This window comes from Enterococcus sp. 2STP (assembly GCF_032465635.1).
In the GTDB taxonomy this organism is placed as follows: Bacteria; Bacillota; Bacilli; order Lactobacillales; family Enterococcaceae; genus Enterococcus_B; species Enterococcus_B lactis.
Map to the genome: position 1 here is coordinate 114,056 of NZ_JAWDJH010000013.1, position 23,769 is coordinate 137,824.

The following is a 23,769-nucleotide window of genomic DNA, read 5'->3' on the forward strand; positions in this document are numbered from 1 at the left end:
CTATGAAGCTTCTTCTTCAGAAAACTGACTGTTATAAAGATCTGCATAGAATCCGTCTTTTTCCATCAATGTATCGTGGTTTCCAGTTTCTACGATCGAACCATGATTCATCACAATAATGTTGTCTGCATCGCGTATTGTAGACAAGCGGTGAGCGACAACAAAACTTGTTCGGTTTTCCAATAGGCGATTCATCGCTTTTTGAATCAGTATTTCTGTTCGTGTATCTACACTAGATGTTGCTTCATCAAGGATCAGGACATCCGGATTTGCTAAGAATGCCCGCGCAATAGTGATCAGCTGACGCTGCCCTTGCGAAATATTGCTTGCATCCTCGTTTAATACAGTGTTATATCCTTCTGGCAATTTACGAACAAAATCATCTACGTGAGCGGCTTTAGCAGCTTCAATGACTTGTTCATCTGTTGCATCGTCGTTCCCATATTTGATATTGTCATAGATACTTCCTGTAAACAGCCAAGTATCTTGCAGTACCATTGAAAACTGTGCGCGCAATTCATCACGTGAAAGGTCACGGGTATCTACACCATCGTAACGAATACTGCCTCCAGAAACATCGTAAAACCGTTCAAGAAGGTTGATCAGTGTCGTCTTTCCTGCACCGGTTGGCCCTACAATAGCGACCATCTCACCAGGTTTGATATCCAAGTTGAAATCAGTCATTAGCAAGTTATCTGGTGTGTAGCCGAATTGAACATTTTCAAAACGAACTTTGTATGGTGTATCTTTTTCTTCTGGAAGGCCAGATTTTTCATTGGACATCTCTTCTTCATCCAACACTTCAAATACCCGTTCGGCTGAAGCAACTGTTGATTGGATAGTGTTCATCAAACTTGCAAGTTGAGTGATTGGTTGAGAGAACTGTGTCGTATATTGTAAGAATGCTTGAACATCCCCTAATGTCATGTTCCCATTTGCAACTTTTACTCCGCCTAGTACAGCGACGAACACATAGCCTAGATTTTTAACGAAATTCATCAACGGCATGATGATTGCCGAAATAAATTGAGCTTTCCAACCAGCGGCATACAGATTCTGATTTTCTTTTTCAAATACTTCCTGATCTTTTTCAGTATGATTGAATGTTTTAACGATCGTATGACCACCATATGTTTCTTCTACTTGGTTATTCAATAAACCTAAACTTTTTTGCTGATCTGCGAAAAACACTTGTGATTTTGGCGCAACGACCATAACGATGATCAAGCTTAAAGGAATCATCAATAACGCGACTAACGTTAATTGCCAGCTGATTGAAAGCATCATCACGATGACCCCGATCAATGTGACTGCACTAGTTACAAATTGAGTCAAATTTTGTTGCAGCGTGCTTGCGATGTTATCCATATCATTGATTGCTCGAGACATGATATCGCCATTTGTATGTGTATCATAATAGGAAATCGGTACACGATTCATTTTGGCTTCCAAGTCATGACGCAACTCATAAACTGTCCGCTGTGAAACACGTGTCATAATAAACTGCTGTAAAAAGTTGAATACAGCTGAGATCAAATACATCACGATTACTGTTGCAATGATTTGCGCAATTTTATCAAAATCTATCGGAAATTTTGTTACTTGTTGCCCTTGTTGCATCTGTTGCGCGCCAGCCATTACACCTTTGAATATTTCTGTAGTTGCTTTCCCCAAAACTTTTGGTGTTTGGATTTGGAAAATCACGGCTGCTATTGCTAGTATAAATACAGCGATGATTGCAACCATACGTTTAGACATATAGCCAAACAATCGGCGTACTGTTCCCCAGAAATTTTTAGGCTTTTCCCCTTTTACACCGAGATTCCTGCCAGGTCCGCCGTGTCCTGGACCGCCTGCTGGTCCGTGAGAGGGACGTGTGTTTGTTTTACTCATGCTAAGTCCTCCTCTCTTAGTTGTGAATGAACGATTTCTTGATAAGTTTCATTTGTTGCCAATAGTTCTTCATGTGTTCCTTTGCCAACTAGTTTTCCTTCATCTAGTACAAGGATCATATCTGCATCCATTACTGTACTTACTCGTTGAGCAACTAAAACCGTGATACTTTCTTTCATATTCGTTTTCAATGCTTGGCGAAGATTGGCATCCGTTTTGAAATCCAATGCTGAGAAGGAATCATCAAACACATAAATGTCTGCTGTTTTGACTAATGCCCGTGCAATTGCTAGACGCTGCCTTTGTCCGCCGGAGAAGTTTCCTCCTCCTTGTTCCACATGGCTGTCTAATCCATCTTCCATCTCTGAAACAAAATCTTTAGCTTGTGCGATTTCTAACGCTTTCCAAATCATTTCATCTGTTGCATCCGGCTTACCATACTGCATATTGTCTCGGATCGTTCCAGAGAAAAGAACTGCTTTTTGAGGAACAAAGCCCATTAGCTCCCGCAAATTATATTGAGTCATTTCACTGATGTCCGTTCCGTTTATTTGGATCGAACCAGATTCGATGTCATATAATCGGGGGATCAAATTGACTAAGGTCGTTTTACCTGAACCAGTTCCTCCTATGATTGCGACGATCTCGCCTGACTTAGCTTGAAAATCAATATCTTCCAATGCAAGTTTTTCTGCTCCATGATATCGATAATTGACATGATTGAAGGCCAATGTTGCTTCTTTTCCAGCAAAAGAAACGGTTTTAGGATTTTCAGGGTCATGGATACCGATTTTTTCATCCAACACCTCATTGATACGGTCAGCTGAAGCTTGTGCACGAGGTACCATGATGAAAATAGCGGAAAGCATCATAAAGCTGATCAAGATCTGCATCGCATAAGTCATAAATGCAATCAGATTACCGACTTCTAAGGTCATATCTGCTATGTAGTGTCCACCAAACCAAGTGATTGCTACGTTTGTACCGCTCATGATCAATGTCATCATCGGCATCATCAATGCGACGATCGTATTCACTTTGATTGCCGTATTTGTATAGTCTTTATTCGCTAAATCAAAACGATTTTCTTCAAAGCGCGTCTTATCGAATGCGCGGATGACTCTGACACCTGTCAACCCTTCTCGAAATACCAAGTTCAAACGGTCAGTTTTCTTTTGCATGCTTTTGAATAATGGAACAGCAAAATACATGATTCCGCCAATCAAAATAATCATTACTGGGATGACGACTAAGAAGATTTTTGTCAACTGATGATCTTTTTGATAAGCAAGTATACTCGCGCCAATCAACGTGATTGGTGCATTGATCATCATACGTAAAAACATTTGTGTGACCATTTGGATTTGAGTCACATCATTGGTTGTTCTTGTGATCAAAGAGGCCGTTCCGTATTTGTCAAACGCATCTTTTGTCAGGCTCTCTGATTTTTTATAGACATCCGTACGCAATTGCTTACCCAGTTTCTGTGATTCTCGAGTAGCAAAAAATGTATTTGCAATAGCAGCTAAGATACTGATCAAAGAAAAGCCGATCATCACAAAACCTGTATGCCAAATATAATCGACATCTCCTTGCGCTACCCCTTTATCAATAATATTGGAGGTAAGTGTCGGCAAATATAAATCTGCCAGTACTTGGATCACCATGAAAACTGCAGCTGCAATTGCTGAAGTCAAGGAGATCCGTTTTACGATTTTTAGCATCTAGTTCCCTTCTTTCTATTTATATACTCCGTTTTTCAGCCAAGAAAGTTTCAAATTGAATTCACTGATTGCTTGCTCTACTGAGTAATCTTCAGATGTTGAAAATAAGCGATACGAATGCGCAATTGTTGTAAATACAGTATTCATCACTAATTGGATCAGTAATTCCAATTCATGATCATTTTTTACTTTCAACTTCGTCCGATCAATCAATTCAAGCAACTCTTTTGCATCTTGTTTGTGTTCTTTATGTGGATCATGAGGCGTTTTTTGGCGACTCGTATGAGGAGCGACTTTTCTTGAGGCACGGTAATCCATGTTCATAAACAAGTTACGATAAAAAGAAGCATTCTCACCTTCCAAAATCTCATAAATCATTTTAGAAAAATAGGATTCGAATCCTTTGAATAGATCACCATCGGATTCTTTCATTAGTTGCAACATATCTTTAGAGCTGTCACGTCTCATTGTCTCAAAGTAATAAAAATAAAGATCCTCTTTATCTTCAAAATACTGATAGAAACTGCCTCTAGGGATATCCGCTAATTTGACGATATTAGCGATCGAGGCTTCTTTCAAAGGTACTCTAGAAAACTCGATTCTCGCCGCTTCAATTAACCTTTTTTGTTTTTCTTTCGGCAAATGGAAAAATGTCTGTGTCGGCATATGGATCCTCCTTTCTTCTAAGATGACACATTGTCATATGACGCTATGTCATTATAACACCTCCCACCTGTTTTGCAAGACATTTGCATAGTTTTTTTCATTATTATCCGATACATTAAAAAAGTGATAAGAGGAATCCTTCCATTTGAATTAATGAGAGCTGCCCATTAAAATAGCCACATACTAAACAAAGGATGAGATAAATGGCCCAATCAATTAGTGTCCAAGACTTCAATAAATTGCCTCTCGATGCTGACAGCATCGTTTTAGATACAAGAAATACTTTAGATTACACAAAAAAACACTTGAGCCACTCGCTTTCTATCCCCGCTGCTATCTTGCCAAGACAATTAAAAAATCTAGATCCAAAAAAACTTTATTATATTCTAAGCTACACAGGCAGACGATCAGAAGCATTAGCCGATCAACTTACTGCTAGCGGATTTCGTGCTGTTTATATCATTGGTGGGATGGAAGCTCTTCAGTCAAGCGTTGCTTGAACATTGCTTGTTAGATTCAAAGGGGGCTGTGACAAAAATCGTGTCACAGCTTCTTTTATATCCTGTTTTTTTAGTTATTTATTCTTCAACCTTATCAATATGACTTGATAGCCTTTTCTTTTTCGAGTAAACTGATTTTGTTAGTCATAGTTATAACAATCATAGCAATAAAAGGAGAAGGTAAGCATATGGCATCTGTTTTAGTAGTCAAAGGTCATCCCCTAACTGCAGAAGAATCACGTACAGTTAAGGCATTGACGTCTTTTTTAACAAGTTATAAAGAAAATCATCCAGATGATGAAGTGACTGTTTTGGAACTTTATCGCGATGATATTCCAGAAATTGATGAAGAATTATTATCAGGTTGGGAAGCATTACGTGCTGGTGCAGAATTCACTTCCTTATCAGAAAGTCAACAACAAAAAATCGCTCGTTTCAATGAATTGACTGAGCAGTTCCTTGCTGCTGATAAAGTCGTTATCGCAAACGCCTTATGGAATCTAAATATCCCAACAAAATTAAAAGCTTGGTTCGATACTGTCAATGTAGCTGGAAAAACGTTCCGCTATACAGAAAACGGGCCAGAAGGATTAGTGACAGGTAAAAAAGCACTGCACATCCAATCTAATGGCGGTGTATACAACGGACAAGACTTTGCCTCTCAATATGTAAAAGGTATTTTGAACTTTGTAGGCATCGATCAAGTAGAACAACTATTCATCGAAGGAATCGATTATGACCCTGACCGTGCAGATGAGTTGATGCAAAATGCATTAGATAAAGCTGCTGCTTTAGGTAAATCATTTTAAAATTGAGGTAAATGTATATAAAAGAGACAGAGGGAAAAATCTTCAAAGCAACATTTGTGCTTTGGATATTTTCCTCTGTCTCTTTTTGTTATTCTTTCTGCTTTTTCAACGGATTTTCTTCATAAAGAGAAGAAATCGTTGTATACCATTCAAAAACATGAGTGATCACTACTTTAGCTGCTGCATAAACAGGAATCCCCAAGATCACACCAACGATCCCGAACAATTTCCCTGACGTCAGCAGCACTAATAAGATCGTTACTGGATGGATTGCTAACTGATTTCCCAATACTAACGGAGAGATCAAGCGTCCTTCTATTGTCTGTTCTACTGCAAAAACGATCAGTACCTTGATGATCATGAATGGACCTGCCACAATAGCTAAAAAGATGGCTGGAATCATTGCTAAAAATGAGCCTAAGTATGGGATCAGATTCAAGAACCCTGCAATGATTCCCAACGTGACAGCATATTCTAAACCAATGATTGCAAAACCAATCATAAACATGATTGCCACAGCAAAAGCCACAGTTAATTGCCCTCTTATATATGAGGAAACTTGACTATTCATTTCACTCAGCACATTCAACGTCGGTTTTTGCATGCGTGTTGGTAAAAACTTGACGAAATAAGGGGCTAATCGCTTACCATCTTTCAATAAATAAAATAAGATAAACGGCATCGTCAGCAAAGCTACTAAAATAGTCGCTACCGCACCAACAAAACTCCCAAGACTCTGAACTGTACTCTTAGATATGTCTTGGATCATATCACCTGCTGAATTCATGAACTTATCACCTGCTGTTTCCAACTGTTCTCGAAATTGGTTGAACAGCGGGTCTCTCAAGATCTCGGTCAATTTATTATCGATCGTATCAACGTATTGAGGAAAGTTACTGATAAAGCTGACTGTTTGTTCCTGGATCTTAGGTATGATCACTACGCTTCCCCATACGATTAATGCAACGACCAAAACAAACAGCCCAATGATACTATAGAGCCTTGGTACTTTTCGCTTCTCAAAGTAATCAACTACTGGATTCATCAAGTAATACAAGATGCCTGCTAGAATGATAGGTAGTCCTACGATTGCTAAAAATTGCCAGATCGGTGCAAACAAATAAGAAACTTTTGTAAATAAAAAGACGATCAGCAATATTAACAATACAACAAGTAAAGCTGTGACCACTTGATTATTTAAAAACCAGCGCCAAAACCAAGACACCGGTCTGTTCTTCTTATTTTTCCCTTCCATAAGTCCTCCCGTTAGTTATAAATAATTTGGCTTCCCAAACCAATAGCAGGCAGTTCATGCGGATGGAGATAGATTCCGTTTGCAATTTGTCCTTCTTCTGGACAGGTATCAAAAATCAATGATACGTGAGCTACCGTCTCTAAATTTCCATTGGCCATCGGACCGACATAATCGATTGTATACGACTGATCGTCAAAAGTAATCGTTCCGCCTGCTTTCAAAGAAAAAGGTTCGTCTTTCGACACCTCTTGAATCACCGAATATTTTCGCAAGGCAGCTGTTGCTGTTTTATCGAACAAAATCAGCATCGGTTCTTCCTTGTTTATTGCTTCTGTTCCAATTTCTGTAATCGTTGCCTGAATCATCGCACTCTCTCCTTTACTTGCTTTCAAAAACAGTATAACACATTCTCATTCTTTAGCCGTGGGGAATAATTATGTGATAGAATAAAAACGAAAACTATTTCATTACCATTAGGAGGAATCATCTCATATGATCGAAAAGATAATTTTAGGAACCTATACACGGCGCGAAAGCAAAGGAATCTATACGATCGATCTTGATACAGAAAAAGAAGAATTATCCAGTCTTTCATTGGCTGTTGAAGAGAACAGCCCTACCTACCTAGCAAAAAGCAAAGCTGGCAATCTTTACACGGTTACCAGTGTAGACGGATTAGGTGGTGCCGGTGCGTACGATAAGGATTTTCGTTTTTTGAATGCGGTAACAGAGTCTGGGGCTCCTTTATGTTATGTAGCGGTTGATGAAACACGGCAATTGCTCTATGGGGCCAACTACCATAAAGGCGAAGTAAATGTCTATCACATATTAGGAGATGGCGAGCTGAAAGCAGCGGATTCAGTATTCCATCAAGAAGCGACAGGCCCTCATAAAAACCAAGATCATGCGCATGTCCATTATACGGATCTGACTCCTGACCAACGATTAGCCGTATGTGATCTTGGTACAGATCGTGTGTATACTTATGATGTGTCCGAAAACGGCAAATTGAATCTTATAACTACCTTCACTGCAGAGCCAGGAACAGGACCTCGCCATCTCGTCTTTCATCCGAATGGACAATTCGCCTATTTATTTGGTGAATTAGACAGCACAGTCCGAGTGCTTTCTTATGATAAAGAAACAGGTGATTTTGAAGAATTACAGAAAATATCGACCTTGCCAGAAGAATTCGACGGTGAAAATGGAGGGGCTGCTATTCGCATTTCCAATGATGGCAAGTTCCTTTACGCTTCTAATCGGGGACACAACTCGATTGCCGTATTCGCAGTTTCTGAAGATGGTTCTCACATCCAAAATAAACAAATCATCTCAACAGAAGGAGATTCTCCTCGCGATTTCGCACTAGATCCAAGCAATGGTTTTGTCGTATGTGCCAATCAGAATACCGATAATCTGACATTATACCGCCGTCATCCTGAAACAGGATTACTGGAATTATTGCAAAAAGATGTCTATGCACCAGAATGTGTCTGTGTTTATTTTGATCGTTAGCAAGAAAAGGAGAATAAAATGAATCAGCAAGACGTATTAGACAGGCTGCGGGAAGAACTGAATATTCCTTTCTTTGATGGGAAAATCGAAGATAAAGAGTATAGCGAAGAGGAATATCAGAAACTCAAAGCCGTTTTACAGAACTACTTTGAACAATATGTACGGAATGTAGAAAACTAATCAACCTTCCATACTATCTGAAAAGGACATCAGCGCAAGACTTTTTCGTCTGTTCTGATGTCCTTTTCTATAAATAAAAAAACCGCCGAGTTGGTTAGACCCTGCGGAAAAGGAGTATTTACTCAATTTTGAGTAAGTACAAGGTTGTTGGTTATAGGTATGTTCTTATCATAAAGGATTTTGTTTACTCTATCATAAAGACAATATTACATTTATATTAGATAACTCTAGTTTTTATTGTCATCAAATTTTTCTTTTATTTTTTCAATAACAAATTAGTCATTTTTTGGATGGCAGCTGTCAATTGGTCAGTCGCTTGGTCTTGTTTTGCTTCAGATGTATTGAATAAATCTTTATCTACCCCTGACTCAAGATCAATACTTTGAATCATTTCTTCACAGCCTGCTACATATGAAAGATAAGCTTTTTCAAAATTTTTATGAATGCCCATTGCTTTTGCTGGTGGGCGCAATGTACTGACTTTCTTGAGCATTGCTCGATATTTTTTTGTTCCTTCTTCAAATAACTGGACGGTCTCTTCAAGGGTCGATCTGTCTAGTTCACTTGTTTTTCCTTCATCGATTGCGTTTCTGATCACTTCATATTTCGGATGCATTCCTTCTCCGATTGCTTCTGTTTCCTTGACGATTTGATCGATGGACTGCACATAATAGCCAATATTCGGTAACATGTTCGTTTTCCTACTTTCTCCATTGTTGTTATTATTTATTCTACTTGTTTTTATCCGCAAATGACAAGTACTTGAAAAAATTTAATGGTTTCTATACAGCTCGCCATTCTTATTCGTGCTCAAAGAAACCATCTGCTAAACTATATTGTTTCCCTGCGACAATGTCATATTGGATCAATTGATATTCGTCGTAAATCTCTTGTTGCGAGCGATTGAATTGCGCTTCTTTATACCACTGTCCGTTTTGATAGTACAGTTCTCGTTCAAACGCCGGAAGTTCTTGTTCTAATGATAAAAGCAGCTGATAAAAGCCATTCGTTGTCTGATTCGTCTGTTCCATTAGATTCGCTGCAAAATAAAAAGGACTGGTGATTGCATCTTGAGTCGTTTGCTTTTCTAATTTCCCTTTACTGTCAAACATCAAGAATTGTGTTTCATGTAATGTTTGTTTATCATTTTTGGCTTGGATGGTATCTGAATAGATCCCTGGCAGATGATCCCCCCAAAAAACAACTAGAGTCCTTCTAGAAAGATTCTTCAATTCTTCCGTGAACTGCTTCAGTGCCGTGCTGCTATAGGAAATATCTTGCAGATAATTCTCTAAGTCAAGCGTCCCACTTCCATCTGAAATTTCTGCAGAATAGCCCAGTCTATCATACTTTCCATTGTAAGGCATATGTGTCTGCATCGTGACTAAATGAATGAACTGAGGTGTTTTTTCTTCCTTGAGAAGTGTCATTACTTCTTTGTATGCTGACTCATCAGAAATATATGGATTATTCTCTATCGTATCCGTATAGGTCATCGTACGCTCGCTGATGAACTGGTCAAATCCTAATGTCTGATAAACATCCTCTCTTTTATACATCGAAGTATTGTATGGATGTATCGCTGTCGTCTGGTATGATTGTGCGTTTAACGCTGAAACGATAGAAGGAAGCTGATCCATTTTTGGTACAAGCATCGTGTAAGGGGTGGTGAGTTGCGCATTAAACAACGCCATAGAAAAACCAGTCAATGCTTCGAATTCGATATTTGCTGTTCCACCGCCATAGTTTTGAGAAAGCATATTGCCACTATATGTTTGATCAGCTACTTCATAATAATCTGCCAATGGCTCACCAGATACTTCTACGCCGTTTAATCGACTAGGATCTGAGAAACTTTCACTCATCACGAACACGATGTTCGGCGACTCTTCCTCTACAGCTTTATTTTTTTCATCGGCTAGCTTCTGGTATTTTTCAGTGATTTCTTTGATCTTTTCTTTCGAATATCCTTCAGGTTCATCCATTGGTTCTACCTTCAGATTGTACAAAAACCCACCGATAAAACCAGTGTTATAGTAGTTCATTTTCTGGCTGTAAGGTATCCATAGTGCCGTTTTATTATATGCTTTTCGCAACAAATTATCGGGATTGTTGAAATTACTGATATACCCTAGCAGTCCAATTGCCACAAGCAGTGTCGTTAATCGGATCAATTGGAATCGCCTTCCTTTTTTCAGGCTTCGAAACATGTACCAGCAAAACAATCCTAGCACGGTTCCTGCGGCAGCTAAGATCACTGTAAACAGCATAGTGCCGGTCATATCTTTCAGCAATCCGATTTCAGTAATCATCTTCAAATCGTCTGGATAAATCGGTTCTTGCCGATAACTCATTTTCATATAATTTGCAAAACCTAATACACCGATGGCTACGACATACGTAAGGGAACCTAAAGGGACAGATCCTGCTAGTGCAATCAGAAAAATAAGAATGATCAGCAAGACGAGACAGGCTAAGAAGAATTTTTCCGTATGCCAAGAAAAAGCAAATTTCAACGCAAGGTCTACGGATAGATCATTTTGACACCACTGCAAAAACAAATTACTAAAAACAACAAGAAAAAAGATACTGATGATCGTTGCTGTTCCTTTTAAAATCTTTTTCTGTTTGGTTGAAAGTCTGCTTATATATCTTTTCAAATGCTTGCTCCTTCATTTCTATCAATAAAAGAATGTTGTTTCTCTTATTTTAGTTGTACGAAATTCGAAAGTAAAGAACGGAAAGAAGAATTAATGAAATCCAAATATTCTCTTTCTTTATGGCCTTTCTGGTTTCTTTAATAAGCGGACCTTTCGTATTCCAGAAATTTTTTCTAGCTGTTGTTTCACTTGATTGAGCTGTTCAAAATCAGTACTGTCTATGTCAATCAATATGTAGACATGCTCATTCTTATGGTTTCGCGATATATCTGCGATCGCTAGTTCGTTCTCATTCAGCAGAGAAAATATCTCTGCTAATATATTGGTTTTCTTTTGATAAAATATAGTGAATCGAAACGGCGCTTGGAAAAACATTCGTGCGGATGGATAATTGACCGCTTCTCTAACCGTACCGAACAAAAGATAATCTTTTAAGGCTTCAACTGCCAAACGTCCGCTGTCTGCCAAAGCTTCCTGAGTCGATCCCCCTAGATGAGGCAACATAAGTATACGGTCATTTTCTAAGAACTCTTCTTCTGGAAAATCAGTCACGTATTTGGCCAGATGTTGTTTTTCCAATGCTTGCATAACAGCATATTTATCAACGATTTCACTTCTTCCTACATTGATAAGTACAGCATCTTTTTTCATTTTTTCTATATTCACCTGATCAATCAATCCTTTTGTATCTTCTGTCAATGGCAGCATGACTACGATGTAATCCGAGGCAGAAAGAACTGTTTCTAAATCTGCTTGCCGAACATAATCCAACTGGGCATCGCGGATAGAATAACCCAAGACATCCATCCCTAAGCCATAGCAACTTAGCGCTACTTTTGTACCTATCGCGCCAAGACCAAGAAGGCCAATGGTTTTGCCTTGCAACTCTCGTCCCACATAAGCACTTCTTTTGTTTTCTGCCTGTTCTAAAATATTAGGACCTGTTAGTGTTTGTACCATACGACTTGCTTCGATTATCGGACGGGAAGATAAGAGCAAACAGCACAAAACAAGCTCTTTTACTGCATTAGCATTTACACCTGGTGTATTCATGACGATCGTCCCGTTTTCAGAAGCTTTTTCAACATTGATCGTGTTCACCCCAACACCAGCTCTTGAAATTGCTAGCAAATCTGGTGTAAGCCATTCGTCTTTCACTTTCGTACTACGAATGACTATTCCTTCGGCTGGCAAATCATCTATTATTTTGAAATATTCCCCTTGTAACTTTTCTATCTCTTGTTCTGGAATAGCATCAATCAAATGAACGTGATACATAAAACCCCCTCCTTACTAACAAGTATCTCGAAATTTTTGCAATTAGACAACTGTTTACCATTTGACTTCCTAGAAGCAAAAATAGCAGTTAGAGCAAAGTAGGCTTAGTGATAAAAATAAGGCCATGACAAGTTACTGCCATAAGCCTTATTTTTGAGAGCAAAATATTGTGGGTGAGATTTCTTGATAAATGGTGTTCAGTTAGCTGACATTGATGATAAGCCAAAATTTCAAAAATAGTTGAAAAGCAAATTTCGTCAATCTCTTCTTATTTCTTAAAACTAAGTGGCTTTTTCACAACCTCTTTTTATCTAATAACAACTGTTTCCAACTCAACTAATTTTGCCCATGTTTCAATTTGATCTGTTGTTAGATTTAGCGAGACAACGGTATGATGACCGCCACCTGCCTGAATCCATGAATGGACACCTTCATGGAAATTCGGTTTAGTTTTCCATAACACACGTGCAACAGGCAAATTAGGTGCTTCAGTCGTTGGTTCAAAGGCTTCTACTTCATTGATCAGCAGTTTATAATGCGTACCGAAATCTGCCATCGATACGACTACCCCTTCTCCTGCTTTCCCATCAAATACAAGACGCGCCGGATCTTCTCTATCTCCCATTGATAAAGGAGAAACAACGATTCTTGGTTTCGTCGCAGCAAGCGTCGGATCTACTTCCATCATATGGGATTCCAAGATTGCTTCTTGGCCACTAGCTAGCTCGTAAGTATAATCTTCCATGAATCCTGTGTCTTTTCCTCGAGCCATGATTTTCAGCAAACGATCAATCGCTGCAGTTTTCCAGTCGCCTTCCCCAGCAAAACCGTATCCTTCTGCCATCAAACGTTGTACAGCTAGTCCGGGCAGTTGTTTCATTCCATAAAGGTCTTCAAAATTAGTCGTAAAAGCGTTATAGCCTCCTTCTTCTAAGAAACGGCGAATACCGATTTCCTGCTGAGCTTGTACTTTTACATGTTCTTCCCATGTCTTTTCTTCATAATCACCATAGTCGAAGGTATACAATTCCTTGTACTCTTCAAATAATTGTTCGACTTCTTCGTCTGATACGCGATCGATTACTTGTACAAGATCTCCGATACCAAAATAATCAACAGTCCAACCAAATTGAATCTGTGCTTCCACTTTGTCTCCTTCTGTGACACCCACGTTTCTCATGTTGTCACCAAAACGAGCCACTTTTATTCCAAAACTTTCATTATAGGCTACTGCAACATCCATCCAATCAGCAATCTCTTTTTGGATCTCAGGTCGTTTCCAGTAGCCAACGACGATTTTATTTTGTTTATTTAATCGAGCATTGATGAACCCATATTCGCGGTCGCCATGAGCGGATTGATTTAAATTCATGAAATCCATATCGATCGTTTTCCAAGGAATGCTTTCGTTATATTGCGTAGCTAAATGAAGCAATGGTTTTTGTAGAAGCTTTGTCCCACGGATCCACATTTTTGCTGGTGAGAAAGTATGCATCCAAGTGATCACACCTGCTACTTCTTCTCGATAATTGACCTCTTTCATGATTTTTGTGATCGTATCAGCAGTAACTGCTAATTCTTGAAGGCGGATAGGATAAGGCAATTGGCCATTTTCATTCAGTTCATCGACCATTTCTTGTGCATGTTTCTTTACTTCTCGCAGTGCTTCTTCCCCATATAAATGCTGTGATCCTACAACAAACCAAAATTCTTTTTCTCCAATATTCAACATAATTAGCCACTCCTTTTATTTGTTTTGTCCGTAATACGCATTTTTTCCGTGTTTTCGTAAATAATGTTTATCTAAAATCCGTTGAGGCAGCTCTTCTGAAAATGAATTGAGCTGTCTGGTAAATAAATTCATCTTGCATACTTCATCTAGTACGACTGCGTTCATTACCGCACTTTGCGCATCTTTCCCCCAAGTAAATGGACCGTGTCCGTGTAAAAGTACCCCTGGAATTGCTAAGGGATCAATTTTGCGTTCTTTGAATGTTTCTATGATAACTTTTCCTGTTTCATATTCGTATCCGCTGTCGATTTCCTGTTGTGTCAAAAATCGAGCACAAGGTACCGATCCATAAAAAGTATCTGCATGCGTCGTCCCCATCGCAGGAACATCCAATCCTGCTTGTGCCCAGATCGTCGCCCATGTCGAGTGAGTATGGACGATTCCTCCGATTTGAGGAAATGAACGATATAAAACAGCATGAGTAGGCGTATCCGAAGAGGGATTGAGTTTACCTTCAATGATATGATTGTCCAAGTCCACAACGACCATGTCGTCTGCTGTCATCTCTTCATAGCTGACCCCACTAGGTTTGATAACGAAATATCGTGTTTCAGGATCAAAAGCGCTCACATTTCCCCATGTATATTTGACAAGTCCGTGTTTAGGCAAGTCAAGATTTGCTTGATACACTTCTTCTTTCAGTTGTTCCAGCATTTTCTATCACTCCTTTTTCTTGCAATTGATGAATCGCTGTTTTTTCAATGTCGATCCCCTCACGGTAACGACTCATAAATATCTGATAGCCTGCTATTTCTTCTGCTGAAGGTATGATGGTGATTCCTTGGTCTTGTCCAAACACGTCTTCTGCCAAGAAGTTTTCTAAAGACTTCCCATGTCGATCCATCATATAGGCTGCTAATAACGCGATTCCCCACGCTCCACCTTCTCCGGCTGTGTCCATCACTGTAACTGGTGCCTCCATAGCAGATACTAGAATCCGCTGTCCAACTTCTGGTGTTTTAAAAATCCCCCCATGCCCCACTAAACGATCAATTTGGACATCCTCAGATTTCAATATATCCATTCCGATTCTCATTGCACCAAAAGCACTGGCTAAATGGATCCGCATGAAATTTGCTAAATCAAAACGGCTACCTGGTGTACGTACAAATAATGGCCTTCCTTCATTTACTCCTGTAATGTTTTCACCGGAAAAATAACCATAAGAAAGTAATCCCCCGCAATCCGTATCGCCTTCTAGCGCTTTGTTGAATAATACCGTGAATAATTTATCTCTGCTTATCTCCATACCCAAAGAATTGGTAAATTCTTCAAAAATATTGACCCAAGCATTGATATCCGAAGAGCAGTTATTCGTATGAACCATACCTACTAGTTCTCCTGAAGGTGTAGTGACCATGTCGATTTCCGGATGGACATTTTCTAGTTCTTTTTCTAATACGATCATAGCGAAGGCGGAAGTACCAGCCGAAATGTTCCCTGTCCGTTTGGCTACACTGTTCGTAGCGACCATACCGGTTCCTGCATCTCCTTCTGGCGGACAAATCGGGATTCCTGGCTTCAGGTTTCCCGTAGGGTCGATCAGATAAGCCCCTGATTCGCTCAACTTGCCAGCTTCTTCTCCTGCTACTAGAACTTTAGGCAAAATGTGATCCAAATCAATCGCTATACGCTCTTTTTCGATTAATTGACCAAAAATATTTTTCATTTCTTGATGGTAGGTTTTCGTTGAAGGATCGATAGGAAACATGCCTGATGCATCTCCTACGCCTAGTACTTTCTCACCAGTAAGCTGCCAATGAACATACCCTGCAAGCGTTGTCAAAAAATCAATTTCTCTCACATGTTCTTCTTTATTCAAGATAGCTTGATACAAATGAGCGATACTCCATCTCTGCGGAATATTGTATTGAAATTTTTCCGTTAATATTCGTTCTGCTTCTTCAGTGATTGTATTTCGCCAAGTACGAAATGGTACTAGTAACTGTTCCTTGCTATCAAATGCTAGATAACCGTGCATCATTGCACTGAACCCAATCGACCCGATTGTTGTAAGATTCTCGCCATAGATTTCGAATACTTCTGCTGCCATTTTTCGGTAACTGACGCGCAGTCCTTTCCAAATATCTTCTAATGAATAGGTCCAGATACCATTTTCTAGTTTGTTTTCCCACTCATAACTACCAGCTGCAATAGGAGTAAAAGATGAATCAATCAATACAGCTTTGATCCTAGTTGATCCAAACTCAATTCCTAAAGATGTACGACCATCTATGACATCTAACATACTTTGCGCATTTACTTCCTTCATAATGATCTAACTCCCTCCTTCTCGTCAAACCTGATCAAACCGTCTTTTTTAGTAGCGCTTACAATGATTATTGTATACTTTTGTACGTACGTGTCAAGTGGTTATTTTCAAGAATATAATAAAAAACGCTTGTTTTGTACGTACATAAGTTATAGAATGAAATTGCTTACAAAATCTGATCAACCGCCTTCTCGAAATTCTAGAAGGAGAGAATACTTATGAAAAAAGAAAAAAAGTTTCCTCATCGTTTATTTATTTTTTTGGCGCATTTGGCGGCATTCTATTTGGATATGATATTGGTGTTATGACCGGCGCTTTACCTTTTTTACAACATGATTGGGGTTTGGCAGGTAAGGCTTCTTTGATAGGATGGATCACGTCTTCGGTCATGTTAGGTGCGATCCTTGGTGGCTCTTTATCTGGTCTTCTTTCTGATAAGCTTGGACGACGAAAAATGATTCTTCTTTCTGCACTTATTTTTATGGCTGGTTCTGTCCTTTCTGCATCTGCCCCTCACAATGGTTCTTATTTTCTGATTGCAGCAAGGATTCTTCTAGGTTTAGCTGTTGGCGCTGCATCTGCCCTAGTTCCTGCTTATATGTCTGAAATGGCTCCTGCTAGACTAAGGGGAAGATTGTCAGGGATCAATCAAGTGATGATTGCTTCTGGCATGCTCCTTTCCTATGTTGCAGATTATTTGCTAAAAGGGTTACCTGAAACGATGGCTTGGCGCGTGATGTTAGGACTCGCTGCTGTCCCTGCACTGATTTTATTTTTCGGCGTTTTAGCTCTACCAGAGTCACCGCGTTTTCTTGTGCAATCTGGTCGCTTGGAAGAGGCAAAAAGAGTATTGAACTATATTCGGACACCAAACGAAGCTGAACAGGAATTCGAACAAATCCAGCTGAATGTCAAACAAGAAAAGACAACCGTAACTTCTTGGCATACTTTATTTTTAGAAAAGTATCGTTCGTTAGTTATTGCCGGTATTGGTGTAGCAGTATTCCAGCAATTTCAAGGAGCTAATGCTATTTTTTACTATATTCCACTGATCGTAGAAAAAGCGACTGGGCATGCAGCGAGCGATGCATTGATGTGGCCGATCATCCAAGGAATCATTTTAGTTGCTGGTTCTTTGCTCTTTTTGGTTATTGCAGACAAGTTCAATCGGCGAACTTTATTGAAAATAGGCGGTAGCGTGATGGGACTTTCTTTCATCCTACCAGCTGTTTTAGGAACTGTACTGGATGCTCATACAAATTCGTTGTTGATTCTCTTGTTTTTATGTATTTATGTCGCATTTTATTCTTGCACATGGGCTCCACTGACATGGGTAATCGTAGGCGAAATATTCCCACTAGCTGTCCGCGGGCGAGCATCTGGCCTGGCCTCTTCTTTCAATTGGATGGGTTCTTTCCTAGTCGGCTTGCTTTTTCCTGTGATGACTGCTTCTATGTCTCAAGAAATCGTTTTCGGTATTTTTGGGATCATCTGCTTTTTAGGGGTTTTATTTATTCAAGAGATCGTACCAGAGACTCGTGGGAAATCTTTAGAGGAAATCGAACAAAGTGCATCTAAAAAAACTTATCCTAAACGTATTTCTATCCATCATTCTTAAAGAGGTTGTGACAGAAGTAGGCAACTTCAAGAAACAAGAGGAGCCGCTTAGTTCCGAGACACAAGGAACAAGTTCAAAACACAGTTTCTCATATTTGATGATTTTTGCCACAGTCTCAAATTGATATAAAAAATAAGAGGCGGTAAAAACCCGTCTCTTATTTTTCGTTTTCTTTTACTGTTTCCCGTTCAACTAGTACAGGCTCATAAAGAATATTCGGCTGTGCCTGTCCTTTTTCAATCGTTGTGACGATCCACCGTGCGGCATCTTGTCCCAACTTTTCTTTTGGATGCGTCAATGTTGTCAATTTTTTATTTCCTAAATGGCTTAAAGAAGAATCGTCTGTTCCTACGATCGATAGGTCATCTGGAATTTGATAGCCATTTTCTGTCAGCTTATCTAGCAATAAACTAGCTATTTGATCGTTATAGCAAATGATGCCATCTAAAGCTTGTTCTTCTTTCAACCGTTGTACTGTTTTTTCAGCGATCGTTTCTCGTGTTTCCGTGGTGAAAGTAATGATATCTTCTGTCAAAAATCGCACATTATACTGTTCACACGCGCTGATAAAACCTTTCATCCTGTATTTTCCTTGAAGATCGTCGATTTTTGTAATGAACAACAGACGTTGATGTCCTTTTTTTATCAAATATTCTGCTGCCATAAAACCGACTTTCACATCATCTAAACAAATATAAGAGGCATTTAACTCTTCATAAGCAGCATTGATCATCACCATCGGAATACCTTGTTCTCTTAAAGCAACATAAAGTGCTAAGTTTGGATTATACTGATTACTTTTCGTAGGCTCAACGATCAAACCATCTACCCCATAAGCAATCATTTTCTTCAAACACTCTTTCTCCAATTCGTGATCGTTATTCGTACTGGCTAAAAGCAATGAATACCCAGATTTTCGTAATTCATTTTCGATTCCTCGGATAATCGACGGAAAAATATAATCAGAGAGATATGTGGTGATGACACCGATCGTTTTTGTTCTGTTCAATGGTGCTTTTTCTGTCTTATAGCTGTCATCTACATATGTGCCCGATCCTTTTTCTTTACGCAGATAGCCCTCATTTACCAACACAGCGATTGCTTGCCGAATCGTATGTCTGCTGACGTCATATATTTCTTGCAGCTTGAATTCTGAGGGAATGGTTGTATTTACTTCGTATTCCTCATGAAGGATCTTTTGTTTTATCTCTTCTGCAATATCTTGATATTTTGCCATTTACCTTGCCCCTTTTTATTTGTACGTACATATGTATCCATTATACACAAGAAAGAGACAACTTGGAAATATCCAGTTGTCTCTTTCTAATTATTTCTTTCTCCTGTTTTTAGGAAACTATATTCCTTTTTCTAAACCAACTGGTGTTATTCTTTTATCTGGATTCTTTAGTCCAATCGCACCAACAACCGTCACTACGAGCACCAATACTGCTAGAAAAATATATGTTTCTTTAAATCCTATGCTGTCATACATTTTTCCAGCAATAGTAGAGAATGCAAAAACTGAGATTTGCTTGGAGAAATTAAACCCTAGAAGATAAACAGTTGCTGACAATCGCCAATCGAATGCGCCAGAAATATATTTCATAACGGAAACAAGAAGCAGTGGCATTTCTACGGCTGCAATCAATCGAGCACCTGACAATACGATCCAGTTGGGAGCCAATGCACTAAGCATCACTCTTATAAAAATCAAACAGCCAAACAGGATCATCCCTTTTTTCGCACCGATTTTATTGATAAGGCTCGGCATTGGGATCATGATCATCGCCTCCAATGCTACTTGGATTGAAAGCAATCGACTGTAGATGATTGTTCCCTGAGATACCTCATGGAAAAAAGTCCGATAGTAGATAGCAAATTGCTGATCTACTACATCATAGATAGCGGCTGTCCCAACAAAGAATAGACACAAGAGCCAAAAGTTTTTATTTTTAAACAAAGTGAAAATCTCTTTTCTGGTCACTTCATTTTTTTCCTCTACTGGTACTTCACTGCTTTTAAGATTTACTTTATCTCCAAAAATCACTAATCCAGTTAAGATTGTCGCCATAAATGAGCAAAGCCAAAAAATAGAATTAGGATTTTGCGTAAAGATAATTCCGCCTACGAATGCCGCAACAGCGCCAGCAATCGAACCGCCTAAACGCGAATGTCCGTATTCGAATTTATTCACTAAACTTGCCCGTTCAACGTAAGTCTCAACTACTCCTACGCCACCATTTAAAACAAAAGCTAGATAAATACTGCCGATGATCGCTCCAAAAAAAGTATTGATTGATAAAAGAGGAATAAAGAGCCATTGGAAAAATGGGCCAATGAACATTCCAGCTATCGTGATAGTTATCAATAGATTCTTTTTGAATGCTAATTTATCCGACAATATCCCAAATATCGGCTGGTAAAACAAAGAAACGAATGCCATGAACGAAAAGATGATACCTGCTTGCGTTCCGTCAAGATTTGCTACTTGCTGCAGCCATAACGACAAAAATCCGAAAACTGTTGCCCAGATAAAGAAATACGTAAAATGGGTTCCCGCAAAGCTCCAAAAATGATTCGATTCGTTTTTCATGATTCTCCCTCTTTCTCTTAGTCATTCAAATATGGAAGCGGCTTGCCAAAAATTGGGAAACCATCGTTACCCCAACCAAAAGCTTGTACTTTTGTGTGTCTGTTCGGGTCGTATAGCGGATCACCTTTGATTTCCGTATAGTCCCGACAGTGATAAACCAGGATATCTGTTTCTCCATCTTCTGCAATAGTAAAAGAATTATGTCCAGGTCCGTATTGTTGTGTAGAAAGGTCGCTCTGGAAAACAGGTTCTGTCACCTTTGTCCAATTTTCTCTTTTCAATAAGTCAGATTCCAAATCAGCATAAATCATTCCCATACAATAATTTTCGTCGGTAGCGCTTGCAGAATAAGTGATGAAAATTTTTCCATTCCGCATCAATACTGCAGGCCCCTCATTCACTTTAAAGCCCTTACATTCCCACGCAAATTCTGGTTTTGTCAGCATAACTGGTTCTGTTTTCAATGTCCACGGATTAGTCATTTCTGCTATATATAAATTAGAATTTCCTTCAATAGCATTGTCTTTTTGTGCCCAAACATAATATAAATGATTATTATGTTCAAACACTGTGGCATCTAAACAAAAAGTATCTAAGTGCGACACCACTTGACCCTTTTCGTGCCAATTTTCGTCTACCATCGGATCTTGCGCTTCACACTCTAAACAATACATTCGATGAGTGAACAATCCATCAATAATCTCTTCTGTATGCGTTGCAGCAAAATAGATATACCATTTTCCAGCAATATAATGGATCTCTGGAGCCCAGATTAGTTTGCTCATCTCGCCCGTCTCATGTTTTCGCCAGATTGTACGGGGTGTTGCATAAGCTAGACCAGCAATCGTTCTTGAACGGCGTAATTCAATACGATCGTATGAAGGTACAGAAGCAATGAAATAATAATATCCGTCCTCATGTTTATAGATAAATGGATCTGCCCTTTGAATAATCAGCGGTTTTCGATAATTCTCATTCATCTCTTTGATTTTTACTTCTTCTTGTACTTCAACTGTCATTGTGTCTCCTCCTTAATTAATTTATAAATGAATGTTAACTCTTCGAGAAAGCGTTGTCAATAATATTTTTGTTAATTAAAAAATAAAAATTAGATATAATTAATATAAAAGTTAATAATAAAAGCTGTAATTTATAAAAAGATTGACTATATTAATGTTAGTGTTAATATATAGTTAACAGAAAAATAAGCGAGGAAAATTATGCAACTACAAATAAACGAGGAATCCTTACCGGTATATGAAGCATTAGCTAGCAAGACAAGAATCAGGATCATTCAGCTGCTTTCCAAAAAGAAGATGAATGTCAAAGATTTGGCAAAAGAACTTGGAGTAAGCAGCGCGATCACGACGATGCACGTGAAAAAGTTAGAAGAAGCGAACATCATCAAAACAGAGAAAATAGGACAACAAAAAATTTCGAGCCTCCGTGTCGATAAAATAGATATCAGTTTCCCAGAAAAAATATTCAATGCTTTTGACACGAAAGAAACATTGATACCTATTGGTCACTATACGAATTATGCAATTGAACCGACATGTGGTTTAGCGACGATCCATGACTTTATCGGAAAAGTGGATGAACCACGCTATTTTGTGGATCCTCGAAGGATGGATGCTCGTATCCTCTGGTTCACCAGCGGGTTTGTCGAGTATCAGTCACCTAATTTTTTGAATGCAGAGGATACATTAGAAATGTTGGAAGTTTCTGTGGAAATTTCTTCTGAATTTCCTTTTTCAAATGACAATTGGCCTTCCGATATCACTTTCAGCCTAAATGGCGTAGAGCTAGGAACATGGACGAGCCCTGGAGATTTTGCTGATATCCGCGGGAAATATACGCCTGATTGGTATCCAGATAATCTTAATCAATACGGCTTGCTGAAGACGATCCGAATCACCAAACATTTGACAAATATGAATGGGGAACCTTTGTCAGACATCACGATCAACGACATTCCTAAAGATCAAGACACTTGGCATTTGCGAATCGAAGTAAAAGAAGATGCCGAACATGTAGGTGGCTGTACTTTATTTGGTAAAGGATTCGGTAATTACGACCAAGATATCAAATTAAAAGTTTACTACAGCTGATAGTTTTCTTTTCTATTTTATAAAGCAAAAACAGCCAATCCCTATGAAGGGATTGGCTGTTTTTTTATTTTATTGTTATTTCCAAAAATCATCCAAAACAGAAATTGGCAAATGACGTTTATGCTGTGTCTTGTTCCACCACGCTTCGATTTTTTCTTGTGCTTGAGCGGGAACTTCTTTTCCTTCTAGATAATCATCGATTTCGTTATACGTAACACCTAGTGCGACTTCATCCGCAATCATTGGTTTTCCATCTTCAAGATCTGCAGTCGGAATTTTTGTGTATAGCTTTTCCGGTGCATTCAATGCTTGAAGCAATTGTTTCCCTTGCCGTTTGTTCAAACGGAACAATGGTAAGATATCGGCTCCCCCATCACCAAATTTCGTGAAAAAGCCAGTGATGTTTTCTGCAGCATGATCTGTCCCTAATACAGCTCCTGCTCTTTCTCCAGCTACGGCATATTGTGTAATCATTCGTTGTCGTGCTTTGATATTTCCTTTGTTAAAATCGCTGATTTCCACACCTGCTTCACTTAATACTTGTACTTGTGCATCAACAGCTGGTTTGATATTTACTCGCAGACTGACATCAGGCTGGATAAAGTCAAGGGCAGCTTTTGCATCTTCTTCATCTGCTTGTTCACCATAAGGAAGACGAACAGCGATAAATTGATAGCTTTCATCTTTCGTTTCTTCACGCATTTCTTCCATCGTTAGTTGCGCCAAACGACCGGCTAAAGTAGAATCTTGACCACCGCTAATACCTAATACGAAGGTTTTAAGAAACGGATATTTTTTCAAATAAGCTTTCATAAAATCAATACTTTTACGAATTTCTTCTGTTGGATCAATTGTTGGTTTGACACCTAATTCATGGATGATTTCTGTTTGCAGGCTCATTTA

The 23,769-nt window shown here is 38.9% G+C and carries 22 protein-coding genes; 7 read left to right on the forward strand and 15 right to left on the reverse strand.

Annotation, left to right across the window (positions count from 1 at the left end; all coding sequences use genetic code 11):
* Genes RWU19_RS04600 through RWU19_RS04610 form a run of 3 tightly spaced genes read right to left on the reverse strand, consistent with a single transcriptional unit; the run spans position 1 to position 4,283 of the window.
* Entirely contained in the window at positions 1-1,893 is a 1,893-nt protein-coding gene (locus tag RWU19_RS04600) for an ABC transporter ATP-binding protein (protein ID WP_123837658.1), read from the reverse strand.
* Complete coding sequence (locus RWU19_RS04605; protein ID WP_002314103.1) at positions 1,890-3,617, reverse strand: ABC transporter ATP-binding protein; 1,728 nt, start codon at positions 3,615-3,617, stop codon at positions 1,890-1,892. Before RWU19_RS04605 ends, RWU19_RS04600 begins: the two co-directional genes overlap by 4 nt.
* A 15-nt stretch (positions 3,618-3,632) precedes the next feature.
* Complete coding sequence (locus RWU19_RS04610; RefSeq protein ID WP_002287269.1) at positions 3,633-4,283, reverse strand: TetR/AcrR family transcriptional regulator; 651 nt, start codon at positions 4,281-4,283, stop codon at positions 3,633-3,635.
* A 203-nt stretch (positions 4,284-4,486) separates the two neighbouring features.
* Between RWU19_RS04610 and RWU19_RS04615 the strand changes: the two genes are divergently transcribed.
* Both RWU19_RS04615 and RWU19_RS04620 read left to right on the forward strand, forming a co-directional pair.
* Entirely contained in the window at positions 4,487-4,783 is a 297-nt protein-coding gene (locus tag RWU19_RS04615) for a rhodanese-like domain-containing protein (RefSeq protein ID WP_002291478.1), read from the forward strand.
* 188 nt (positions 4,784-4,971) lie between these two features.
* Positions 4,972-5,592 carry an NAD(P)H-dependent oxidoreductase gene (locus tag RWU19_RS04620; RefSeq protein WP_002315726.1) on the forward strand — a complete coding sequence of 207 codons (621 nt, stop codon included), beginning with the start codon at positions 4,972-4,974 and terminating at the stop codon, positions 5,590-5,592.
* Between the two features lie 88 nt (positions 5,593-5,680).
* Here RWU19_RS04620 and RWU19_RS04625 read toward each other — a convergent pair whose 3' ends face one another.
* Together RWU19_RS04625 and RWU19_RS04630 are read right to left on the reverse strand one after the other, a co-directional pair.
* Positions 5,681-6,847, reverse strand: coding sequence for an AI-2E family transporter (locus tag RWU19_RS04625; RefSeq protein ID WP_002291475.1), 1,167 nt, complete (start codon positions 6,845-6,847; stop codon positions 5,681-5,683).
* 11 nt (positions 6,848-6,858) lie between these two features.
* Complete coding sequence (locus RWU19_RS04630) at positions 6,859-7,212, reverse strand: PTS glucitol/sorbitol transporter subunit IIA (protein ID WP_002291472.1); 354 nt, start codon at positions 7,210-7,212, stop codon at positions 6,859-6,861.
* A gap of 127 nt (positions 7,213-7,339) precedes the next feature.
* On the opposite strand from RWU19_RS04630, the gene RWU19_RS04635 reads away from it, so the two are divergent.
* Complete coding sequence (locus RWU19_RS04635) at positions 7,340-8,362, forward strand: lactonase family protein (RefSeq protein ID WP_123837659.1); 1,023 nt, start codon at positions 7,340-7,342, stop codon at positions 8,360-8,362.
* 18 nt (positions 8,363-8,380) lie between these two features.
* The gene (locus RWU19_RS04640) at positions 8,381-8,542 is read left to right on the forward strand and encodes a hypothetical protein (RefSeq protein ID WP_185022583.1); all 162 of its coding nucleotides are present in this window, start codon (positions 8,381-8,383) and stop codon (positions 8,540-8,542) included.
* A 256-nt stretch (positions 8,543-8,798) separates the two neighbouring features.
* Here RWU19_RS04640 and RWU19_RS04645 read toward each other — a convergent pair whose 3' ends face one another.
* Complete coding sequence (locus RWU19_RS04645) at positions 8,799-9,233, reverse strand: hypothetical protein (RefSeq protein WP_002310078.1); 435 nt, start codon at positions 9,231-9,233, stop codon at positions 8,799-8,801.
* Between the two features lie 109 nt (positions 9,234-9,342).
* Positions 9,343-11,202, reverse strand: coding sequence for an LTA synthase family protein (locus tag RWU19_RS04650; protein WP_123837660.1), 1,860 nt, complete (start codon positions 11,200-11,202; stop codon positions 9,343-9,345).
* Between RWU19_RS04650 and RWU19_RS04655 the strand changes: the two genes are divergently transcribed.
* A complete protein-coding gene (locus tag RWU19_RS04655; protein WP_002321042.1) occupies positions 11,203-11,343 on the forward strand; it encodes a hypothetical protein in 141 nt (46 codons plus the stop codon). It begins immediately after the preceding gene.
* On the opposite strand, the gene RWU19_RS04660 is transcribed toward RWU19_RS04655, so the two are convergent.
* From RWU19_RS04660 to RWU19_RS04675, 4 genes are all read right to left on the reverse strand, one after another.
* The gene (locus RWU19_RS04660; RefSeq protein WP_123837661.1) at positions 11,320-12,480 is read right to left on the reverse strand and encodes an NAD(P)-dependent oxidoreductase; all 1,161 of its coding nucleotides are present in this window, start codon (positions 12,478-12,480) and stop codon (positions 11,320-11,322) included. The genes RWU19_RS04655 and RWU19_RS04660 overlap by 24 nt on opposite strands.
* A 307-nt stretch (positions 12,481-12,787) precedes the next feature.
* Positions 12,788-14,212 carry an L-arabinose isomerase gene (gene araA, locus RWU19_RS04665; protein ID WP_002291462.1) on the reverse strand — a complete coding sequence of 475 codons (1,425 nt, stop codon included), beginning with the start codon at positions 14,210-14,212 and terminating at the stop codon, positions 12,788-12,790.
* 15 nt (positions 14,213-14,227) lie between these two features.
* Positions 14,228-14,926 carry an L-ribulose-5-phosphate 4-epimerase gene (locus RWU19_RS04670; RefSeq protein ID WP_002287284.1) on the reverse strand — a complete coding sequence of 233 codons (699 nt, stop codon included), beginning with the start codon at positions 14,924-14,926 and terminating at the stop codon, positions 14,228-14,230.
* Entirely contained in the window at positions 14,883-16,544 is a 1,662-nt protein-coding gene (locus tag RWU19_RS04675) for an FGGY-family carbohydrate kinase (protein ID WP_316002822.1), read from the reverse strand. Before RWU19_RS04675 ends, RWU19_RS04670 begins: the two co-directional genes overlap by 44 nt.
* Positions 16,545-16,821: 277 nt before the next feature.
* Between RWU19_RS04675 and RWU19_RS04680 the strand changes: the two genes are divergently transcribed.
* A complete protein-coding gene (locus tag RWU19_RS04680) occupies positions 16,822-18,162 on the forward strand; it encodes a sugar porter family MFS transporter (protein WP_260241633.1) in 1,341 nt (446 codons plus the stop codon).
* A 157-nt stretch (positions 18,163-18,319) separates the two neighbouring features.
* Here RWU19_RS04680 and RWU19_RS04685 read toward each other — a convergent pair whose 3' ends face one another.
* From RWU19_RS04685 to RWU19_RS04695, 3 genes are all read right to left on the reverse strand, one after another.
* The gene (locus tag RWU19_RS04685) at positions 18,320-19,399 is read right to left on the reverse strand and encodes a GntR family transcriptional regulator (RefSeq protein ID WP_002291458.1); all 1,080 of its coding nucleotides are present in this window, start codon (positions 19,397-19,399) and stop codon (positions 18,320-18,322) included.
* Positions 19,400-19,516: 117 nt separating this feature from the next.
* Positions 19,517-20,755, reverse strand: a complete 1,239-nt coding sequence (locus RWU19_RS04690; protein ID WP_123837664.1) for an oligosaccharide MFS transporter — start codon at positions 20,753-20,755, stop codon at positions 19,517-19,519.
* Between the two features lie 17 nt (positions 20,756-20,772).
* Positions 20,773-21,774, reverse strand: a complete 1,002-nt coding sequence (locus RWU19_RS04695; protein WP_002291456.1) for a family 43 glycosylhydrolase — start codon at positions 21,772-21,774, stop codon at positions 20,773-20,775.
* 201 nt (positions 21,775-21,975) lie between these two features.
* Between RWU19_RS04695 and RWU19_RS04700 the strand changes: the two genes are divergently transcribed.
* Positions 21,976-22,866: an ArsR/SmtB family transcription factor gene (locus tag RWU19_RS04700; protein ID WP_123837665.1), complete on the forward strand. Its 891-nt coding sequence runs from the start codon at positions 21,976-21,978 to the stop codon at positions 22,864-22,866.
* A 75-nt stretch (positions 22,867-22,941) separates the two neighbouring features.
* Here RWU19_RS04700 and nadE read toward each other — a convergent pair whose 3' ends face one another.
* Positions 22,942-23,766, reverse strand: a complete 825-nt coding sequence (nadE, locus tag RWU19_RS04705; protein WP_002310056.1) for an ammonia-dependent NAD(+) synthetase — start codon at positions 23,764-23,766, stop codon at positions 22,942-22,944.
* Between the last annotated feature and the right edge of the window lie 3 nt (positions 23,767-23,769).